This window comes from Ruegeria sp. AB6, from assembly GCF_056542685.1.
This window is the reverse complement of sequence record NZ_JBQGAD010000006.1, coordinates 13,011-31,455: the sequence shown is the minus strand read 5'-3', so window position 1 is coordinate 31,455 and position 18,445 is coordinate 13,011. Positions and strand designations below refer to the sequence as shown.

The window sequence follows — 18,445 nt, the reverse complement described above, 5'->3', positions numbered from 1 at the left end:
TTCCGCACAAAGCCCTGTAAATAAGCCATATTTTTCAGGTGGTTTTGGCGACCCCGGCAGGATTCGAACCTGCAACCTGCCCCTTAGGAGGGGGCTGCTCTATCCAGTTGAGCCACGGGGCCGCGCAAGCCTCTCTCTAGCTTGGTTTTTCGGGGTTGTCATGGGCTTTGATGGGCAGTTGTAAATTGCGCCCTGTTCACGCTACCATTCCTCAAAACAACGACGCAGGTGCCCTCGTGACAACAGAAACAAAACGCCCGCTTACCCTTCGTGATGTCTCAGAAGCGTCGGGGGTGTCCGAGATGACGGTCAGCCGGGTTCTGCGCAACCGGGGCGATGTGTCCGATGCCACCCGCACCCGCGTTTTGGCTGCGGCGAAAGAGCTGGGGTACGTGCCCAACAAGATCGCGGGCGCGCTGGCGTCGAGCCGGGTGAATCTGGTAGCAGTCATCATCCCCTCGCTGTCGAACATGGTCTTCCCCGAGGTGCTGACCGGGATCAACCAGGTGCTGGAAGATACCGAGTTGCAGCCTGTTGTCGGCGTCACGGATTATTTGCCTGAAAAAGAGGAAAAAGTACTGTACGAGATGCTCTCGTGGCGACCTTCGGGCGTGATCATTGCAGGGCTGGAACATACCGAGGCGGCCCGCGCGATGTTGGATTCTGCGGGGATTCCGGTTGTTGAAATCATGGATACCGACGGTAAGCCCGTAGATGCGATGGTGGGTATTTCCCATCGGCGTGCAGGGCGCGAGATGGCGCAGGCGATCCTGAAGGCGGGGTATGAACATATCGGCTTTATGGGCACCAAGATGCCGCTGGACCACCGCGCCCGCAAACGGTTCGAAGGCTTCACTGAAGTGCTGGGCAAGAACGGAATCGAGATTGAAGACCGCGAGTTCTATTCAGGTGGTTCGGCTCTGGCCAAGGGCCGCGAGATGACACAAGCGATGCTGGAACGCTCACCCGAGCTGGATTTTCTGTACTATTCCAACGACATGATCGGCGCGGGCGGGTTGCTATACCTGCTGGATCAGGGCATCGACGTGCCAGGACAGATCGGGCTGGCTGGGTTCAACAATGTCGAGCTGTTGCAGGGCCTGCCGCGCAAGCTAGCTACAATGGACGCCTGCCGGCTTGAGATCGGGCGCAAGGCTGCCGAAATCATAGCGACGCAACTGGCCGACCCGGAAGCCGAGATCGAAAACCGCGTGACCCTGACCCCCAAAATCAGCTTTGGCGACACTCTGAAGCGGCGCTAACACCATGGCGTTGCGACGGCTGGACAACCGCGCAGCGCGGGCGCTGTTCATGGATCGGCACGCGTTGCTGGAACGGCCCTCGGGCAATGCCAAGGGTGCGGACCTATTGGAGTTGATCCAGCGTCTGGGCTTTGTGCAACTGGACAGCATCAACACCGTCGCACGGGCCCATGACATGATCCTGTTCTCGCGCAGGCCCAGCTATCGGGCGCGCAACCTCAGTCGGCTGTATGAACAAGATCGTGTCCTATTTGAACACTGGACCCATGACGCCGCCGTAATTCCGATGGCGTTCTACCCCCATTGGCACCTGCGGTTTCAGCGCGACGCAGCCCTGTTGAAATCGCGCTGGAAGAACTGGCGGCGGGATGGGTTCGAGCAACAGTTTGAATCGGTGCTGACCCATATCCGCGACCACGGGCCAGTTTCGTCCTCGGATGTCGGCAAGGACGAGAAAAAAGGCTCGGGCGGATGGTGGGACTGGCACCCCTCGAAAACGGCGCTGGAATTCCTGTGGCGGTCCGGCGCACTGGCCGTTGTGGGCCGTCAGGGGTTTCAGAAGCGCTATGATCTGACTGAGCGGGTGATCGAAACCCATCTTTGCCCTGGCAACCTGCCTTGTGACGTAGAGCAGACCGTCGACTGGTTGTGCAACGCTGCGCTGGACCGATTGGGCTTTGCAACATCCGGGGAACTGGCTGCATTCTGGGATACGGTCAGCGCGTCTGAGGCTCGGGAATGGGTCAAACACGCTCTAATCAAAGGCCATGCCGAGGAAATCGAAGTCACTTGCGCCGACGGGCGCGCGCGGAAAGTGATAACACGGCCAGAATGGCCCGATCCAACAAACCTGCCCTCGGCCCCTGGTCGGATGCGGGTTCTCAGCCCGTTTGATCCAATGTTGCGGGATCGCAACAGGGCTGAGCGACTGTTTGATTTTCACTATCGGATCGAGGTTTTCGTGCCTGCCCCCAAACGCAAATATGGCTATTACGTCTTTCCCTTGCTTGAAGGGGACAGGATGGTGGGTCGGATCGATATGAAAGCTCATCGGGATCAGGATGTCCTGCGCGTCACCGCGCTGTGGCCGGAACGTGGCGTGCGTTGGACGGATGCGCGCACCCGACGCCTTGAGGCCGAGTTGGACAGAGTGCGCAGATTTACCGGTCTGACGCGGATCGAGTTTGTCGGTAAATGGCTGAAAGACCCTGTTTAGGATCTATTCTGCCTCAGTTAGCGTTAGGCGGATTGGATGCAGCCCGTCAATGCCGCCCTCCAGCACGTCGCCTGCCTGAACTGGTCCTACCCCTGCCGGTGTTCCGGTCATGATCAAGTCACCTGGGCGCAGATGGTAGTAACCAGAAAGATGGCTGATGATCTCGTCGATCTTCCAGATCAGCTCATGCAGTGTGGCATCCTGACGGGTTTCGCCGTTGACGTTCAGATGGATCCGCTTGTCATCGCTGGGCGACCAGTCCGTGGCGCGGGTCAGAGGGGCAAACACCGAGCCGTTTTCTAGGTCCTTGCCCAAATCCCAAGGGCGCTGCTTGTTCCGCTCCCGGATTTGCAGGTCACGCCGCGTCATATCCAGCGCGCATCCATAGGCATAGACCGCCTCGGTCGCTTGGGATTTCGACGCTTGAAACACGGGCGCGCCAATGGCGACCGCCAATTCCATCTCATGATGGAAATTCTCAGTTCCCGGTGGATATGGCACGGTTGCGCCGGTCAGGATCGCGTTTGCCGCGGATTTGGTGAAATAGAACGGTGCCTCACGATCCACTTCATGGCCCATCTCTGCGGCATGGGCGGCATAATTGCGTCCAACGCAGAATATCCGGCCAACAGGATAGGGGGTGGAAAGCCCCTGAACCGGTATAACAACCGGCTTGGGCAGGGAAAACAAAGTATCGGCCATATGAGTCTCGGGTCTGCTTGGTTTCGGGCATATTAGGCGACCCCACGCGCAGGGCAAGCAGATGACTGCCGTCAACTCAACCTGGTTCACAATCCGGTTTCACATCTTGGAAATCCGCCGAGATAGGCTAGATTATGCGTATAAACGCATGACATCAATACGATGTGCCTGAGCGCCGCGCTATGGGATGGGCGGGTCTCGCGCAACACAAGATCACCGCACTAACACATTTGCGGTAGACTAGTTTCGGATCGCCTCGGTCAGAGGCTACTCACCCAAGGGTCTCAGGACCGTACGTACACCTTATTCTAGGTTGGCAGGTTATCCGAAACACAAGCCGATCGCCCGGATCGTCCCGGGGCATCTGCTTGTGGGCCAGACACGCAGTCCAGTCTTGGTCTGGCCAACCCCGCCAGAGGGCGCCCCCCATACCTCTGGCGGGACTGCGTTTTTTGAGGTCAGGATTTCAGATCGTGCAGGTCGTTCAACAAGTCCAGCAAAGCCTCATGGCGCTCGGGGCCAAGTTGGATGCGAATGCCTTCGGCCTCTTGCAGGATGAGGTTGATATTGTCCTGGATGATCTTATCCCCAGCTGCCGTGATCTCTACAATCTGGCGGCGTTTGTCGACAGGGTGCACGTGTCGACGGATCAGCCCTTTGGCCTCAAGCTTCTGCAGGATGCGGGTCAGGCTGGGCAGAAGAAGACAGGCTCGCTCGGCGATATGGGTTGGTTCTTGCGGGCCATCTTCCTTGAGAACACGCAACACACGCCATTGTTGCTCGGTCACGCCGACATCCGCCAACATGCGACGGATCGGCCCCATGACCCTTTCACGCGCCCGAAGCAGCGCAATCGGCAAAGAGCGGGAAGTCAGTGGCAAATCTCTGGACATATGAAATCTTGAACGAAATTCCCAAAAACTGCAACCAAACTCAATAATTAAGATGATTGAATTTATTTGCAAACTCCTCTCTAGACGAAAAGTTCGCAACCCTTTTTTCGGCGATTTGGATTGACCTTTTTCGCCCGATAGCCACCACTGGCATCGCGGGTTTTCCGACGAAAACCCGAAGATGGTACATCACATGGGGCAGGACATGGATTGGGATTCCTTTGCAGAGTGGGGCGAGAAAGCCGCCAGATGGGCGCAGGACTATCACCAAACCGTCAAAGATAAGCCAGTACGCGCGCAGACCGAGCCAGGCGACATCCTGAATGCCTTGCCAGAACTTCCGCCCGAGCAAGCGCAGCCTATCGAGGACATCTTTCAGGACTTCGAACAGATCGTCATGCCGGGCATCACACATTGGCAACATCCCCGGTTTTTCGCATATTTCAACGCAAACACTTCTCCGCCCTCGGTGCTGGCCGAGTTTCTGACCAGCGCGATCGCAGCGCAATGCATGCTGTGGCAGACTTCACCCGCGGCGACCGAGATGGAAACGCGGATGATGGAATGGCTGCGTCACGCGCTGGACCTGCCCACAGGGTTCGCCGGCGTGATCCAGGACTCCGCCTCATCCGCGACGCTGGCTGCGGTGCTGACCATGCGCGAAAAGGCCCTGTCGTGGCAGGGCAATCAACAGGGGCTGTTTGCACAGAAACCCTTGCGCGTCTATTGCTCGGCCGAGGTGCATACCTCGATTGACCGGGCGATCTGGGTCGCAGGGATCGGGCAGCAGAATTTGGTGCGCGTCCTGACCAAAGGTGACTGGCGCGGCATGGATCCTGTGGCGTTGGAACAGGCGATTCAATCTGATTTAGACTCCGGTTTGCATCCGGCGGGGGTCATTCTGTCGGTTGGCGGCACCAGTGTCGGCGGTACCGACCCGGTCGAAGAATGCCTGAAGGTCGCCGCCAAATACGGGCTCTACACCCACGTAGATGCGGCGTGGGCGGGGTCGGCGATGATCTGCCCGGAATACCGCCACTATTGGCAGGGGGTCGAGCGCGCCGATAGCATCGTGTTCAACCCGCATAAATGGCTGGGCGTCCAATTCGACTGCTGCGCGCATTTTCTGAAAAACCCTGAAGATCTGGTGCAGACCTTGGCGATCAGCCCAGAATTTCTGAAAACCCACGGCAAGGACGGGATTATCAACTATTCGGAATGGTCGGTGCCTTTGGGGCGGCGATTCCGGGCGCTGAAGCTTTGGTTCGTGATCCGCGCCTATGGGCTTGAGGGGTTGCGCACCCGACTGCGCAATCATGTAAACTGGTCTGTGGACTTGCATGACCGTCTGGCCACCGAGCCGGATTTCGAAATCACCACGAAACCGATGTGGTCGCTATGGACCTTTCGTTATGCCCCGGACGGTGCGGTTGATTTGGACGATCTGAACCTGCGGCTTGTAAACGCCATCAATGACGACGGTCGTATTTACCTGACCCAAACCCGAGTGGACGGCAACCTGACCATCCGGTTCCAAGCCGGACAGTTTGAAACGACCGAAGATGATGTACGCGTGGCTTACGATGTCATCACCGAAATCGCCCGCTCTCTGACCTAAAGGATTGATCATGCCCGCACCGTTAAATTCGTTCAAACAGGCTCTCATTAACGGCGAAAGGTTGATCGGCTGCTGGACCAGTTTTGCCGAGGCCGTCACCGCCGAGATCATGGGAAGCGCCGGGTTCGACTGGCTGGTCATCGATGGCGAGCACGCGCCCAACGATATCCGGTCTATCCGGGATCAGTTGATGGCCCTGTCCGCCAGCCCGACCCATCCTGTGGTTCGTGTTCCGGTTGGGGATGCCGCCTTAATCAAAATGGTGCTGGATGCGGGGGCGCAAACAATGCTGGTTCCGATGGTCGAAAGCGCCGAACAGGCACGGGACCTGGTACGCGCCTGCCGCTATCCACCCGAGGGCGTGCGCGGCGTCGGTGCCATGGCCTCGCGCGCGACGATGTATGGGACGATCCCGGACTACATTCCCACCGCAGATGCCCAGATCTGCCTGCTGGTTCAGGTTGAAAACCGCGCGGGTCTGGCCGCCTTGGACGATATTCTGAAGGTCGACGGTATTGATGGGGTCTTTATTGGCCCAGCCGATCTGTCCACCGACATGGGCTATCAGGGCAACAGTGCCGCGCCCGAGGTGCGGGCGGCGATTGCGGATGCGATTGCGCGAACGCGTGCAGCAGGCAAAGCCCCGGGGATTCTGGGAGTTACGGACGAGTCGTCTCAGGCGTTTCTGGACATGGGTGCACAGTTTCAGGCGGTTGGCATAGACGTGATGCTACTGACGCAAGCCGCGCGGGCGCTTTCAGCCAAGTGGAAAGCGAAGTAACCCTTCAGCCCTGCATCGCAGCCGCCGCCTGTGCATAGCCACCCGAAGCACCATCCACGAAATGCACGTGGTCGTCGCGGGTGGCCGAAGGTACAAAACAGGTCATCATCGCCTCATCCTGCGCATGCAGGCCGTATTTGATCTTTCCCTGCCCGCGCGCCTGCTCCAGCATCGTGCGAATTTGCGCCAGCGTGGCCGGGTCGCAATCCAGCGTCATTTTCAGCCCGTCATCAAACTTGCGGAAATCCGCGTTGCTGCTGACCATGTTGCGATAGTGGACAGGCTCGAAATTTCCCAGCGGCTTGCCGCGCCGGAACAAAAGCGCGATCAGCAGGTTTTGGACCAACAGAAGCAGCTTTTGCACAGCTACATTTCGCCCAGCCCGTGAAACATGCGCGTCCAGATCCAAACCCGGAGGTGGCCAGCGCATTGGCGGTCCCCCGGCCGGGACGGGATGGCCCGCCCGTTCCAACTCTTCCGAGGCACGCAGCACCGATTGCGCCAGATCGGCAAAATCGCTCTCGGTAGCCTGCGCCGTGGGTTCGACCACCAAAGACACGATCTGCCCGTTCTGCGACCGTACATTCGACCATCGGCAGGACAAGCCGTTCAAGTCCGGCAGCGCGCCCGGCCCGGACGGATCGATGGAAGAGGACCCGGATTTCATCTGCGTCTCGGCCCAGGCCAGCCCGCCGCCCGAGAACATGGCGTAATTCACCCCGCTGGACGGGGCATAGCGGGCGACTCGCAACTCTTTCCCCGCCTGCCGGATTTCGGCGACCGTCGTCAATGCGGCGCGCAACTTGATCCCAAACTCATCCTCGGCCCAGCGGCGCAGGTCTGCCAGTGCTTGCCGCGCATCATCCATCGCACTTGCGGGCACGGCGAATCCGGCCCCGTCGCCGCCAAACACATAAGGGAACTCAGCGCCTTTCATGGCGTTGATCATGGCCGAAATCACAGCCGCGCCAACCATATTCACCGTCTTATAGCGGCCTTTGGCGATTTCAGCCGTCGAGTCGACAATGTCCGCAACCCCCACAACCCAATCATCAGGCAGCGCCGAGAACTGCGCGGGATCGGTCAGCCGTGAAAAATCGCGCAAAAGGGGTAGGCTGTCATAGAAGGCGGCCTGGGCGTCTTTCATGAATACCTCGGTCTCAAATCATGATTTAACATAGCCCGAATGCGGCCCAAGTCCCGCGAAATCGTCAGGACACACGTGCTTGTGCGCAGCGGTGTCCCGTGCCAAGCATGTCCGGTCAGCCGATGGCAAAAGGGGCGTTTCATGAAGGCAGGTTTGGTCGTGTTGTGTCTGGGCTACGTGCTCAGCCAGTTTTTCCGTGCTTTTCTGGCTGTTCTAAGCGTCGATCTGGGTCGCGATATCGGTGCCACGCCAGAGGACCTCGCTTTTGCCTCAGGCCTTTGGTTTCTGGTCTTTGCCGCCATGCAACTGCCGGTTGGCTGGGCGCTGGATCGGGTCGGGCCGCGCCTGACCTCGACCGTTTTGTTGCTGGTCGGTGGCGCGGGCGGCGCGCTGATCTTTGCCGTGGCCAGCACGCCCTTTCATGTTGCCGTGGCCATGGGGCTGATCGGAGTGGGATGCTCGCCGATCCTGATGGCCTCGTACTTTATCTTCGCCCGTGAATACCCTCCGGCCCGTTTTGCCACGCTGGCCGCCCTGATGCTGGGTGTTGGGTCGGTTGGCAATTTGGTCGCCTCCTACCCCACTGCGCTGGCCGTTGAGCTGATGGGTTGGCGCGCTACGATGGTCACTTTGGCCCTGTTTTCGGGCGTGATCGCCATCGGCATCCTGTTCACAGTTCATGATCCCAAACGCGTTGAAACCGACCACAAGGGATCGGTTCTGGATCTGCTGAAGCAGCCCGCACTCTGGGCCATCTTGCCCCTGATGTTGGTGGCCTATGCACCGTCGGCTGCGACCCGCGGCCTTTGGGCCGGACCATATCTGAGTGATATCTTCGCCCTCAGCACCACACAGATCGGAACCGCCACTCTGATCATGGGCGCGTCGATGATTGCGGGCACCTTCGCTTATGGGCCGCTTGACCGGATATTGGGGACGCGGAAATGGGTGATCTTTGGCGGCAACGCGCTGGGCGTGGTCGCCCTGACCCTGTTGTGTCTGTGGATCGACAATGCGGTCTGGCTATCGGTGGTACTGATCTCGGTCATCGGGTTCACCGGGGCCAGCTTTCCGGTCATCATGGCCCATGGCCGCGCCTTTGTTCCTCCACACCTAGTGGGCCGAGGCGTGACCCTGCTGAACCTGTTCGGGATCGGAGGCGTCGGCCTTGCCCAATTTGTCACCGGCCGCGTCCATGCGGCCACGGTGGACATCAGCCCCTCTGCGCCCTACACAGCGATATTCGGCTTTTTTGCCATCTCGCTTGCCATTGGCTGCGTGATCTATCTATTCAGCCGGGACAGCGTCGACTGAAGCTGACCCCGACAGGAGACCTCATGTCCGACCCGCGCGTCATTGCCCCTAATCTCAAACGCAGGCTTTCGGGCGTGACGGCGACGATTGCGCGGTTGGTGCCGTTGCAAGTGCAATGGATCGACATTGCAGCCACCGGTCCGGGCCTACCGGATGACATCCCGCATATCCCGCTCGGCCGCCTGCCCTTTCTGTCGCGTAAAACGCTGCGCGTTTGGCACGCGCGTCGCAATACCGAGATGCTGTTGGGCCTGTTTCTGCGCAATATCCTGCGGCTGCGGCTGAAACTGCTGTTCACCAGCGCGTCGCAACGGGCGCATACGGGCTATACCAAATGGCTGATCGACAAGATGGACGCCGTGGTCGCCACCTCGCGCAAAACCGCAGGGTATCTGGATCGGGATGCACAGGTGATCATGCATGGCATCAATCTACAGGATTTTACCCCGCCCGAGGATAAACCAGCCGTGCGCGCCCGTCTGGGCCTGCCTGATGGCCTGCTGCTGGGCTGCTATGGCCGCATCCGCCACCAGAAGGGCACTGACGCCTTTGTGGATGCAATGATCGATCTGTGTGGCCGCTTTGACGATGTGCATGGCATCGTCATGGGCCGCGCTACGGAACAACACACCACCTTTCTGTCCGAATTGAAAGACAAGGTCGCGGTGGCGGGCCTGTCCGACCGCATCCTCTTCATGCCCGAGGTCACAGTCGACCAGATCGCCGAATGGTATCAGGTTCTGGACCTCTTCATCGCACCCCAGCGGTGGGAAGGCTTCGGCCTGACCCCGTTGGAGGCGATGGCCTGCGGCGTACCCGTCGTAGCCACCGATGTCGGTGCGTTCTCTGAGATCGTCACCGACCCCTCATTGGGCCATGTGGTGGAGCCCGGCAATATCCCCGCACTCGCCAATGCCGCCGCCCGGATGCTGGAAAACCGCGATTCCCTTGCGCAATCCGGCCGCGCCGCCCGTACCCATGTCGAGCAGAATTTCGACATCCATCGCGAAGCAAAGACCCTTGTCGCCCTTTACGAACGGCTTTTGACCGACACCTGAGGCGATGCGCCGCGTCAAATCGGTGTCATCGGGCGGAATCTGACCCGAAAACCCTTTTTTCTTTGCCGCAACGCAGCTATGAACGCGCGTCCTTAACTTTGGAGACATGAAATGGGCTATCGCGTCGTTGTCGCCGGCGCCACGGGTAACGTGGGCCGCGAAATGCTGAACATCCTGGCAGAACGCCAGTTCCCGGTCGATGAACTTGCCGTGTTGGCAAGCCGTCGTTCGTTGGGTGCAGAAGTTAGCTTTGGCGACAAGACACTAACCACCCAGGACATCGACACCTTCGACTTCACCGGCTGGGACATGGCGCTGTTCGCCATCGGCTCGGACGCAACCAAAGTCTACGCGCCCAAGGCGGCTGCGGCTGGTTGTGTGGTGATCGACAACTCGTCGCTCTATCGCTACGACCCCGACATTCCGCTGATCGTGCCGGAATGTAACCCGCAGGCGATTCACGACTATAAAAACAAGAACATCATCGCCAACCCCAACTGCTCGACCGCGCAAATGGTTGTCGCTCTGAAGCCGCTGCATGACCGCGCCAAGATCAAGCGCGTTGTCGTCTCGACCTATCAGTCGGTCTCGGGCGCGGGCAAAGAGGGCATGGATGAGCTGTGGGATCAGACCAAAGCGGTCTATAACCCCACAACCGAGGTTGAACCCAAGAAGTTCCAGAAGCAGATCGCCTTCAACGTCATCCCGCAGATCGACGTCTTCATGGAAGACGGCTCGACCAAGGAAGAATGGAAGATGGTGGTCGAGACCAAAAAGATCGTCGATCCGTCGATCAAGGTCACAGCCACCTGCGTCCGCGTTCCCGTATTCGTCGGCCACTCCGAGGCCGTGAATATCGAATTCGAGGAATTCTTGGACGAAGACGAAGCCCGCGACATCCTGCGCGAGGCACCGGGCATCATGGTGATCGACAAGCGCGAACCCGGTGGCTACGTCTCGCCCATCGAATGTGCGGGCGATTTCGCCACCTTCATCAGCCGCATTCGTCAGGATTCGACCATCGAGAACGGCATCAACCTGTGGTGTGTGTCCGACAACCTGCGCAAAGGTGCGGCGTTGAACGCAGTACAGATTGCTGAGCTGCTGGGCCGTGAGGTTTTGAAAAAAGGCTGAGGTCAGTCTACAGTCACAGAGAAACCCCGCTGTCGACGCAGCGGGGTTTTTTTGTTTCGACGCACCGTTTGCGTCACAGAACCCCAACAGGGCAGCGGACTAAACCCCAACCGTCATCAACTCCGGCTGCCGTCAAGGCTGAAACGAGACGTTCAGAGAGGAACAGGAATTCGGGAACTTTCGCATCGATCCAGATGTCGGGACCACCCAAAGCTTCTGGAGCAACTACAAGCTCATGTTCCCGTCCAATTCGAGGACGGAAAACTACTCCGGAACGGTTACTTAGAGGAGCTGTTCTGTCTCCTAACGGCCCCAACGCCTCGTAGTTCCCCATCGACCGTTTATTGCACACATTCAGTATGTAATACGGCTCGTCCGTGGTTGCATGGCCCGCCGGAGCCTGCAATCTGATCAAGTGGAAATAGGTCTCGCCCAGATCGAACTGTTCCAGAACCGCTTTGGCCGAGTCCGACAGCACCGGCAGACCGCCTCCGTTCATGAAACTCGGTGCAGGATTGCCGTCCTGCGAACCATAGTACCAGACATCGCCAATTTCTTCTTCCGTCAGCACCTCGCCCTTAGGAACTTTCGCATAAGTTCGCTGGAGTAATTCGCTGTATTTTTCACCGATTTCTTTGGGCTGACCTGCGCGCCAATGCCGCTCATATTCCCTCCGCGTCATCGGAGTTACGCCGGACTTGTTGTTCCAAGTCGTAGAAATCCAGACATGGGAATCCCGCCCCGAACGGTCATTTTCATCAATCATTTTCGCCGCCAAATTGCTTAACTTTGCACATAAAACATCAAGCTAACTTAGCGACTTGCACCATGTGCGCAAAGAACAAAGCTTTTTGCGCGAGATCAATTCGCACAGTAAAATTCGGACCAGTCCGGAAACCGACCCGAAAAAATGATCAGGACACAGCCTGTTCAGCCACGATCTCACCAAAGCGGGTGAAGAACTTGCCCGACAGCTTTTTGGCCGTTCCGGCAATCAGACGGCTGCCCAGCTGAGCGATCTTGCCGCCGACATCGACCTTGGCGGTGTAGGCCAGGATTGTCTCGGCCCCATCCTCGGTCAGCGTGACCTCGGCACCGCCCTTGGCGAACCCGGCTGCACCACCTTTGCCTTCACCGGTCAGGGAAAACCCGCCGGGCGCGTTGGAATTATCCAGCGTTACTTGGCCGGCAAACTTGGCTTTGACCGGACCGATTTTCAGAACCACCTTGGCCTCAAGATCCTCGGGCGAGTTCTGGATCAGCTCTTCACAACCAGGAATGCACTCCTGCAAAATATCGTGCGTATTCAGCGCCTTGTAGACCACGTCGCGCGGGGCGGCGATGCGGATTTCGTCACTCAGTTCCATTCATGTTTCCTTTGTTCAACAGCATTTCGGAAAAACCAGAAGGGCGGTTTCCGTCGCCTGTTCCAGTGTTTGTTTCGGGCGCGCAGGCCATAGGCGCTTAAGCAAGTTTTTCATCCTTAGAAACCTCCGTCGATTTATCCGTGTTCCGCCACATCACGATCTCGGCCAGGATCGACAGGGCAATTTCGTGCGGATCAATGGCATGAATGTCCAGCCCGGCTGGGGATTTCAGACGCGCCGCGCGGGCTGGGTCCAAACCCTGTCCAATCAGCTTTTCCGTGAGTGTTTCAGCTTTGCGGCGGCTGGCCACCATCGACACCCGCGCAGCTTGCGTGTTCAGCGCGGCCCCAAGGGCGACACCATCCCCCTGTCCTTGTGAGGCGACGACGACAAAGTCGCGCGCCTCGATATCCAGATCTCGGACCGTCTCTGGCGTACTGTTCGTCACCCGAAACCCAGCCAGCGTTGCGTGTTCGGCGAGCGCCTTGGCGATCAACGAGGTGCCAAAGATCACCAACCGGGGGGCGTGCTGATAGGGTTCAACCAGCAAATCCACCGTCCCACCCGAGGGGCAGCCGCTTTTGAAGGTTTGCACGCCATCCGGGTCCGTCATATCGACCACCTTGTCCGAGGGTTTCACGCGGATCATCTGAGGCGCACCGCTGGTCAGCGCCTGTGTCGCCGAACTGCGCACCGCGCGCTGCACACAGGCACCGCCCAGATGCCCCAATATCCGCCCGTCGCGGGTGATGGCCGCCTTGCCCCCCGCCTTGGCCGAGGTCGCATCCGCTGTCCGCAACACCGTGGCGACACAGAACGGCTCACCGGTTTGGCGCAGGGTTTCGATCGTGTCGAATATGTCGAAATTTGCCATATCAGACTCCTTTCACAACTTGCGAAACTGCGGCTCAAGCGCGGCCAGCGCCTCGAGCGTGTTGGCAGGCAGATGCGCATCCAGATGGGGTTCGGCCGCCTTCATCGCCGCTGCGATGGGTTGGTAGTCTTTCCATCCCTTCAACGGGTTCAACCAGACAATGCGCCGTGACTTGCGCCGGATGCGCGCCAGGACTGCGCCCAGCGCTTGCGGGTCAGAACTGCAATAGCCGTCTGACAGGATCAGCACGATGGTCCGCCCGTTCAAAGCACGCGCGCCATAGCCGTTCAGAAAGCTCTCCAAGCTACCCGAGATGTCGGTGCCACCGCCAAACCCCTCGGCCATCAAGGACAACCGCCCAGCCGCACGGATCGAGTCGTGATCACGCAGGGCGTCCGTCACCCGCATCAGGCGCGTGTGGAACAGATAGGCATCCGCTTCGGTCCCACTGCCGATCAGACCTTTGAGAAAGGCCAGAAACACCCGCGAATACACAGTCATCGACCCGCTGACATCACACAGCGCCACGATCCGCATAGGACGTGGCGGTTTCGCCCGCCGGTACAGGTCCATCGGCTCACCCCCGCGCGCCAGACTGGAGCGCTGGATCCGTCGCATGTCCAGTGCTGGCCCGCGCAATGCCCGTTTCCGCCGACGCGAGCGTCGATCCCGAATGGCGCGTGCCAAAGTCATTGCAGCCTTTTCGGCCTCCATCAGAGCCTGTTCATCCATCAGCTCCCGCAAATCCCTGCGCGACAGATTGGTGGTGCGCGTTGCGACGAGCTGGCCGTCTTTGCCTTCTGCTTCACCGTCACCCGAATCCGGCGACCCATCCTGATCCGAGCCATTTCCGGCCTCGGTTTCCGTTTGCGTTTCCTGCTGCCAGATCATCGGTTTTGCCGACTGCACCCGCACATGGCTGGTTTCCGCCACACCGCCCCGCTGTTTGCCGGTGTTGAACCAATAGGCATCAAACAGATCGTCGAACCGACGCCAATCCTCAGCATCCCCCGTCAACAAAACGCACAGAGCCTGCCTTGCCTGCCGCGCATCCGTCGCGCGTACCGCGGTCAAGGCGGCCAATGCATCGCCTGTCTCAGCCGGACCAACCCGCAATCCGTTCGATCGCAAATGCGTAATGAAGTCAGACATCCGATCTGCCAACCCATCGGCCCGAGAAGGAAACCGCGTGACCTGCATCACGCCACCTTCCCGATCAACCGGTCCATCACCTCGGGCGGGGCGGCGTCATAGTCGGCGGCGGTTTTCAACAAGCACACAAGCGTTGCCTGCACAGCGTCGCGCGATTGCGCCATGTCGTTGACGCCCAAACCTGACAGCGCCGCAGCCCAATCCAACATCTCTGCAATGCCCGGCGTCTTTTCCAAATCTTCCTTGCGCAACGCCTGTACGACCTCAATGATCTGCCGCGCCAGCACGCCTTCGACCTCGGGCATGCGCGCCCGAAGGATCGCCATTTCAACCTCTTTCGAGGGGTAATCGAGAAAGCTATATAGACACCGCCGCCGCAGAGCATCCGACAAATCACGCGTCCCATTGGCGGTCAGGATCACAATGGGCCGAGTCTTTGCCTCGACCGTCCCAAGCTCAGGGATGGTGATCTGAAAGTCGGACAGTATTTCCAGCAAATATGCTTCGAATTCCTCATCCGCCCGATCAATCTCATCAATCAACAAAACCGGAGGAACATCCTGAGAAATAGCCTCTAACAAAGGCCGTCTCAGCAAATACGCATCGGAAAACAACTGCGCCTCGCCAACCCCTCCCTGCGCCTCTGACGCCCGGATCGCCAACAGTTGCCGCTGATAATTCCACTCATAAATCGCGTGACTGGCATCCAGCCCTTCATAGCACTGCAAGCGGATCAATTTGGCATCCCGCCAAGCCGCCATCGCTTTGGCCACCTCGGTCTTACCCACCCCGGCAGGGCCTTCCAACAACAAGGGCCGCCCCAAAGCCTGCGCCAGATGCAGTGCCATCGCCAACCGATCATCAGCAACATAGCCTTGCGCGGCCAATCCGTTCTGCACATCACTCAAAGTCAAAACCAGGATCCATTCTTCATCTGGCTAAAAATATCCCGGGGGTCCAAGGGGGCAGAGCCCCCTTGCTTAGTCGGATCGGCTCAGGCCGGTCCGAACCCATTCACCCATGCATCCCCAACCCATTGGCGATCTTCCAGATCCGCCAATGGTCATGCGGCATGTGGCTCTGCACCAACCCAAAAGGCCGGAACGCATCATGCACCGCGTTTGAGAAACAAGGCACGCCCCCAACATTCGGGCTCTCACCCACACCCTTCGCACCGATTGGATGGTGCGGAGACGGCGTCACCGTATAGTCGGTGATATAGTTCGGCGTCTCCCACGCGGTCGGCAGGAAGAAATCCATCAGCGTGCCGGTCTTAACGTTACCCATCTCGTCATAGGCAATCTCTTGACCCATCGCGATGGCCAACGCCTCGGTCACGCCGCCATGGACCTGTCCGTCGATGATCATCGGGTTGATCCGGGTGCCGCAATCGTCCAGCGCATAGAACTTCCGAACGTCCCACTCGCCGGTATCCACGTCGATCTCCATGACGCAGATATAGGCCCCGAACGGATAGGTCATGTTCGGCGGGTCATAGTAGCTGACCGCCTCAAGACCAGGCTCCAAGCCAGGGATCGCCTGATTATAGGCAGCAAAGGCGATTTCCTTCATGGTCTTGAACCGCTCGGGCGCACCTTTGACTGCAAACCGGTCCACATCCCATTCAACATCGTCGTCGTGGACCTCCAGCAGATAAGCTGCGATCATCTGCGCCTTGGCACGGATTTTGCGCGCGGCCATTGCCGTTGCCGCACCCGCAACAGGCGTCGACCGAGACCCGTAAGTTCCCAGACCATACGGAGCGGTGTCGGTATCGCCTTCCTCCAGCGTGATGTCATCGGCAGGCAACCCGATCTCACTGGCAATGATCTGCGCAAAGGTCGTCGCGTGACCCTGACCCTGAGAGATTGTCCCCAGCCGAGCAATAGCGGACCCGGTCGGGTGGATGCGGATTTCGCAACTGTCGAACATGCCAAGCCCGAGGATATCGCAGTTCTTCACCGGTCCGGCCCCAACGATTTCCGTGAAATGCGTCAGACCAATGCCCAGCAGTTTGCGAGTCTTACCGGCTTTGAACTCCTCAACCCGCTGCGCCTGTTCGGCCCGCAGACCTTCGTAATCCACCGCTTTCAGCGCCTTGTCCCAAGCGGTGTGATAGTCGCCCGAGTCATATTCCCAGCCCAGCGCGGACTGATAGGGGAACTGATCGGCCTTGATGAAGTTGATCCGGCGCAGCTCGGCCGCGTCCATGTTCAGCTTGATGGCCAGAACCTCGATCATCCGTTCGATGAAATAGGCCGCCTCGGTCACACGGAAGGAACAGCGATAGGCTACCCCGCCCGGAGCCTTGTTGGTATAAACCCCATCCACGGCCAGATAAGCGGTCGGTATGTCATAGGACCCGGTACAGATGTTCATGAACCCCGCCGGGAACTTGGTTGGATCGGCACAGGCGTCAAACCCGCCGTGATCCGCCGTCGTGTGACACCACAGACCGGTGATCTTACCGTCCTTCGTTGCCGCGATTTTGCCCTGCATCCAGTAGTCGCGGGCAAAGGCGGTGGACATCAGGTTCTCCATCCGGTCCTCGACCCATTTCACCGGCTTTCCTGTGACAATCGAGGCCACGACCGAGCAGACATAGCCCGCATAGGCTCCAACCTTGTTGCCAAAGCCACCACCGATGTCGGGGCTGATGACGCGGATATTGTGCTCGGCAATGCCAGAGATCAGCGAGACAACCGTGCGGATCGCGTGCGGAGCCTGAAACGTACCGTAAAGCGTCAGTTTCCCAGTCGCCTTGTCCATGCTGGCTACAGACCCGCAGGTCTCCAGCGGGCAAGGATGGGTACGGTGGTAATAGACCATCTCTTCAGCCACCACATCGGCCTCGGCCAGAATAGCCTCGGTCGCGTCTTTGTCGCCCTGTTCCCAGGTGAAGATGTGGTTGTGATGCTTGCGCGGCCCGTGCGCACCTTCGGTCTGACCCTCAAGGTCTTCGCGCAGGACCACATCGGACTTCAGCGCCTCGAATGGGTCGGTCAGAACGGGCATTTCTTCGTATTCGACCTCAACCAGTTCCGCAGCATCCGCCGCGATATAGCGATCCTCGGCCACGACGAAAGCGACCTCCTGACCTTGGAACAGCACTTTGCCATCGGCCAGCACCATCTGCTTGTCACCCGCCAGTGTCGGCATCCAATGTAGGCCCAGCGGCGACAAGTCTTCGGCAGTCAGAACAGCGATCACGCCGGGCAGCGCCAGCGCGGCCTCTTTGTTCACGCTGACAACGCGGGCATGTGCGTAGGGGGAGCGCACAAAGTCGCCGAACAGCATCCCGTCCAGCTTGATGTCATCGACATAATTGCCCTTGCCTTGGGTAAAGCGCACATCCTCGACGCGTTTGCGCGAGCTGCCCATCCCTTTGAGGTTGGCGGCGCGTTCTTCGGGGGTCAGTGTCTGGTCGTTCATTCCGCGGCCTCCTTCTGAGCGTTTAGCATGTCAGCTGAGGCCGAGATCGCCTTCACGATGTTCTGGTATCCGGTGCAACGGCAGAGGTTCCCAGCCATACCAAAGCGGATTTCTTCCTCGGTCGGGTTCGGGTTTTCCTGCAGCAGGCGATGGGCGCGGGTGATCATGCCCGGCGTGCAGAAACCGCATTGCAGGCCATGATGTTCGCGGAACATCTCCTGCAATACACCAAGACTGCCGTCATCATTGGTGAGGCCTTCGACTGTGGTGATATCGGCGCCGTTCACCTGCGCCACGAAGGTGGTGCAGGACTTGACAGACTTGCCATCGATATCAACGGTGCAAGCGCCGCAGTGGCTGGTTTCGCACCCGATGTGAGGGCCGGTGATTTTCAGATCTTCCCGCAGGAAATGGATCAATAGCGTGCGTGGCTCGGCCAGACCTTCGACCTCTTTGCCGTTCACGGTGAGTTTGACGTGCATTTTTGACATGGGT

General features: G+C 59.0%; 17 protein-coding genes and 1 tRNA gene. 7 read left to right on the top strand and 11 right to left on the bottom strand.

Annotated elements, in window-relative coordinates:
* Positions 1-45 precede the first annotated feature (45 nt).
* Positions 46-122 (bottom strand) — tRNA-Arg (locus tag ACR0DB_RS13430).
* A gap of 114 nt (positions 123-236) precedes the next feature.
* Here ACR0DB_RS13430 and ACR0DB_RS13425 point away from each other — a divergent pair.
* Together ACR0DB_RS13425 and ACR0DB_RS13420 are read left to right on the top strand one after the other, a co-directional pair.
* Entirely contained in the window at positions 237-1,262 is a 1,026-nt protein-coding gene (locus tag ACR0DB_RS13425) for a LacI family DNA-binding transcriptional regulator (protein ID WP_480551516.1), read from the top strand.
* Between the two features lie 4 nt (positions 1,263-1,266).
* The gene (locus ACR0DB_RS13420) at positions 1,267-2,478 is read left to right on the top strand and encodes a winged helix-turn-helix domain-containing protein (RefSeq protein WP_480551514.1); all 1,212 of its coding nucleotides are present in this window, start codon (positions 1,267-1,269) and stop codon (positions 2,476-2,478) included.
* A gap of 3 nt (positions 2,479-2,481) precedes the next feature.
* Here the strand turns inward: ACR0DB_RS13420 and ACR0DB_RS13415 are convergent, their stop codons facing one another.
* The gene (locus ACR0DB_RS13415; RefSeq protein WP_480551512.1) at positions 2,482-3,180 is read right to left on the bottom strand and encodes a fumarylacetoacetate hydrolase family protein; all 699 of its coding nucleotides are present in this window, start codon (positions 3,178-3,180) and stop codon (positions 2,482-2,484) included.
* A 458-nt stretch (positions 3,181-3,638) separates the two neighbouring features.
* Entirely contained in the window at positions 3,639-4,073 is a 435-nt protein-coding gene (gene hpaR / locus ACR0DB_RS13410; protein ID WP_170771204.1) for a homoprotocatechuate degradation operon regulator HpaR, read from the bottom strand.
* A 205-nt stretch (positions 4,074-4,278) separates the two neighbouring features.
* On the opposite strand from hpaR, the gene ACR0DB_RS13405 reads away from it, so the two are divergent.
* Together ACR0DB_RS13405 and ACR0DB_RS13400 are read left to right on the top strand one after the other, a co-directional pair.
* Entirely contained in the window at positions 4,279-5,691 is a 1,413-nt protein-coding gene (locus ACR0DB_RS13405; protein ID WP_480551832.1) for a pyridoxal phosphate-dependent decarboxylase family protein, read from the top strand.
* Positions 5,692-5,701: 10 nt separating this feature from the next.
* Positions 5,702-6,472 (top strand): HpcH/HpaI aldolase family protein, encoded by a 771-nt coding sequence (locus ACR0DB_RS13400; protein WP_480551510.1) that lies wholly within the window; start codon positions 5,702-5,704, stop codon positions 6,470-6,472.
* A gap of 4 nt (positions 6,473-6,476) precedes the next feature.
* Here ACR0DB_RS13400 and ACR0DB_RS13395 read toward each other — a convergent pair whose 3' ends face one another.
* Complete coding sequence (locus ACR0DB_RS13395) at positions 6,477-7,619, bottom strand: DUF3095 domain-containing protein (RefSeq protein ID WP_480551508.1); 1,143 nt, start codon at positions 7,617-7,619, stop codon at positions 6,477-6,479.
* A gap of 141 nt (positions 7,620-7,760) precedes the next feature.
* On the opposite strand from ACR0DB_RS13395, the gene ACR0DB_RS13390 reads away from it, so the two are divergent.
* The 3 genes from ACR0DB_RS13390 to ACR0DB_RS13380 all read left to right on the top strand — a co-directional run bounded on the left by ACR0DB_RS13390 (position 7,761) and on the right by ACR0DB_RS13380 (position 11,125).
* Positions 7,761-8,933, top strand: coding sequence for an MFS transporter (locus ACR0DB_RS13390; protein WP_170790163.1), 1,173 nt, complete (start codon positions 7,761-7,763; stop codon positions 8,931-8,933).
* A gap of 23 nt (positions 8,934-8,956) precedes the next feature.
* Positions 8,957-9,991, top strand: coding sequence for a glycosyltransferase family 4 protein (locus ACR0DB_RS13385; RefSeq protein ID WP_480551506.1), 1,035 nt, complete (start codon positions 8,957-8,959; stop codon positions 9,989-9,991).
* Positions 9,992-10,102: 111 nt separating this feature from the next.
* A complete protein-coding gene (locus ACR0DB_RS13380) occupies positions 10,103-11,125 on the top strand; it encodes an aspartate-semialdehyde dehydrogenase (protein WP_480551504.1) in 1,023 nt (340 codons plus the stop codon).
* Positions 11,126-11,198: 73 nt separating this feature from the next.
* On the opposite strand, the gene ACR0DB_RS13375 is transcribed toward ACR0DB_RS13380, so the two are convergent.
* The 7 genes from ACR0DB_RS13375 to ACR0DB_RS13345 all read right to left on the bottom strand — a co-directional run bounded on the left by ACR0DB_RS13375 (position 11,199) and on the right by ACR0DB_RS13345 (position 18,441).
* Positions 11,199-11,891, bottom strand: a complete 693-nt coding sequence (locus tag ACR0DB_RS13375) for an imm11 family protein (protein WP_480551502.1) — start codon at positions 11,889-11,891, stop codon at positions 11,199-11,201.
* A gap of 148 nt (positions 11,892-12,039) precedes the next feature.
* Positions 12,040-12,492: an SRPBCC family protein gene (locus ACR0DB_RS13370; RefSeq protein ID WP_480551500.1), complete on the bottom strand. Its 453-nt coding sequence runs from the start codon at positions 12,490-12,492 to the stop codon at positions 12,040-12,042.
* Between the two features lie 97 nt (positions 12,493-12,589).
* Complete coding sequence (locus ACR0DB_RS13365; RefSeq protein ID WP_480551498.1) at positions 12,590-13,366, bottom strand: XdhC family protein; 777 nt, start codon at positions 13,364-13,366, stop codon at positions 12,590-12,592.
* 12 nt (positions 13,367-13,378) lie between these two features.
* Positions 13,379-14,566, bottom strand: coding sequence for a vWA domain-containing protein (locus ACR0DB_RS13360; RefSeq protein ID WP_480551496.1), 1,188 nt, complete (start codon positions 14,564-14,566; stop codon positions 13,379-13,381).
* Complete coding sequence (locus ACR0DB_RS13355; RefSeq protein WP_480551494.1) at positions 14,566-15,432, bottom strand: AAA family ATPase; 867 nt, start codon at positions 15,430-15,432, stop codon at positions 14,566-14,568. The genes ACR0DB_RS13360 and ACR0DB_RS13355 overlap by 1 nt, the downstream gene beginning before the upstream one ends.
* A 100-nt stretch (positions 15,433-15,532) precedes the next feature.
* Positions 15,533-17,950, bottom strand: coding sequence for an aerobic carbon-monoxide dehydrogenase large subunit (locus ACR0DB_RS13350; RefSeq protein WP_480551492.1), 2,418 nt, complete (start codon positions 17,948-17,950; stop codon positions 15,533-15,535).
* Positions 17,947-18,441 carry a (2Fe-2S)-binding protein gene (locus tag ACR0DB_RS13345; RefSeq protein ID WP_170355562.1) on the bottom strand — a complete coding sequence of 165 codons (495 nt, stop codon included), beginning with the start codon at positions 18,439-18,441 and terminating at the stop codon, positions 17,947-17,949. Before ACR0DB_RS13345 ends, ACR0DB_RS13350 begins: the two co-directional genes overlap by 4 nt.
* Positions 18,442-18,445 lie beyond the last annotated feature (4 nt).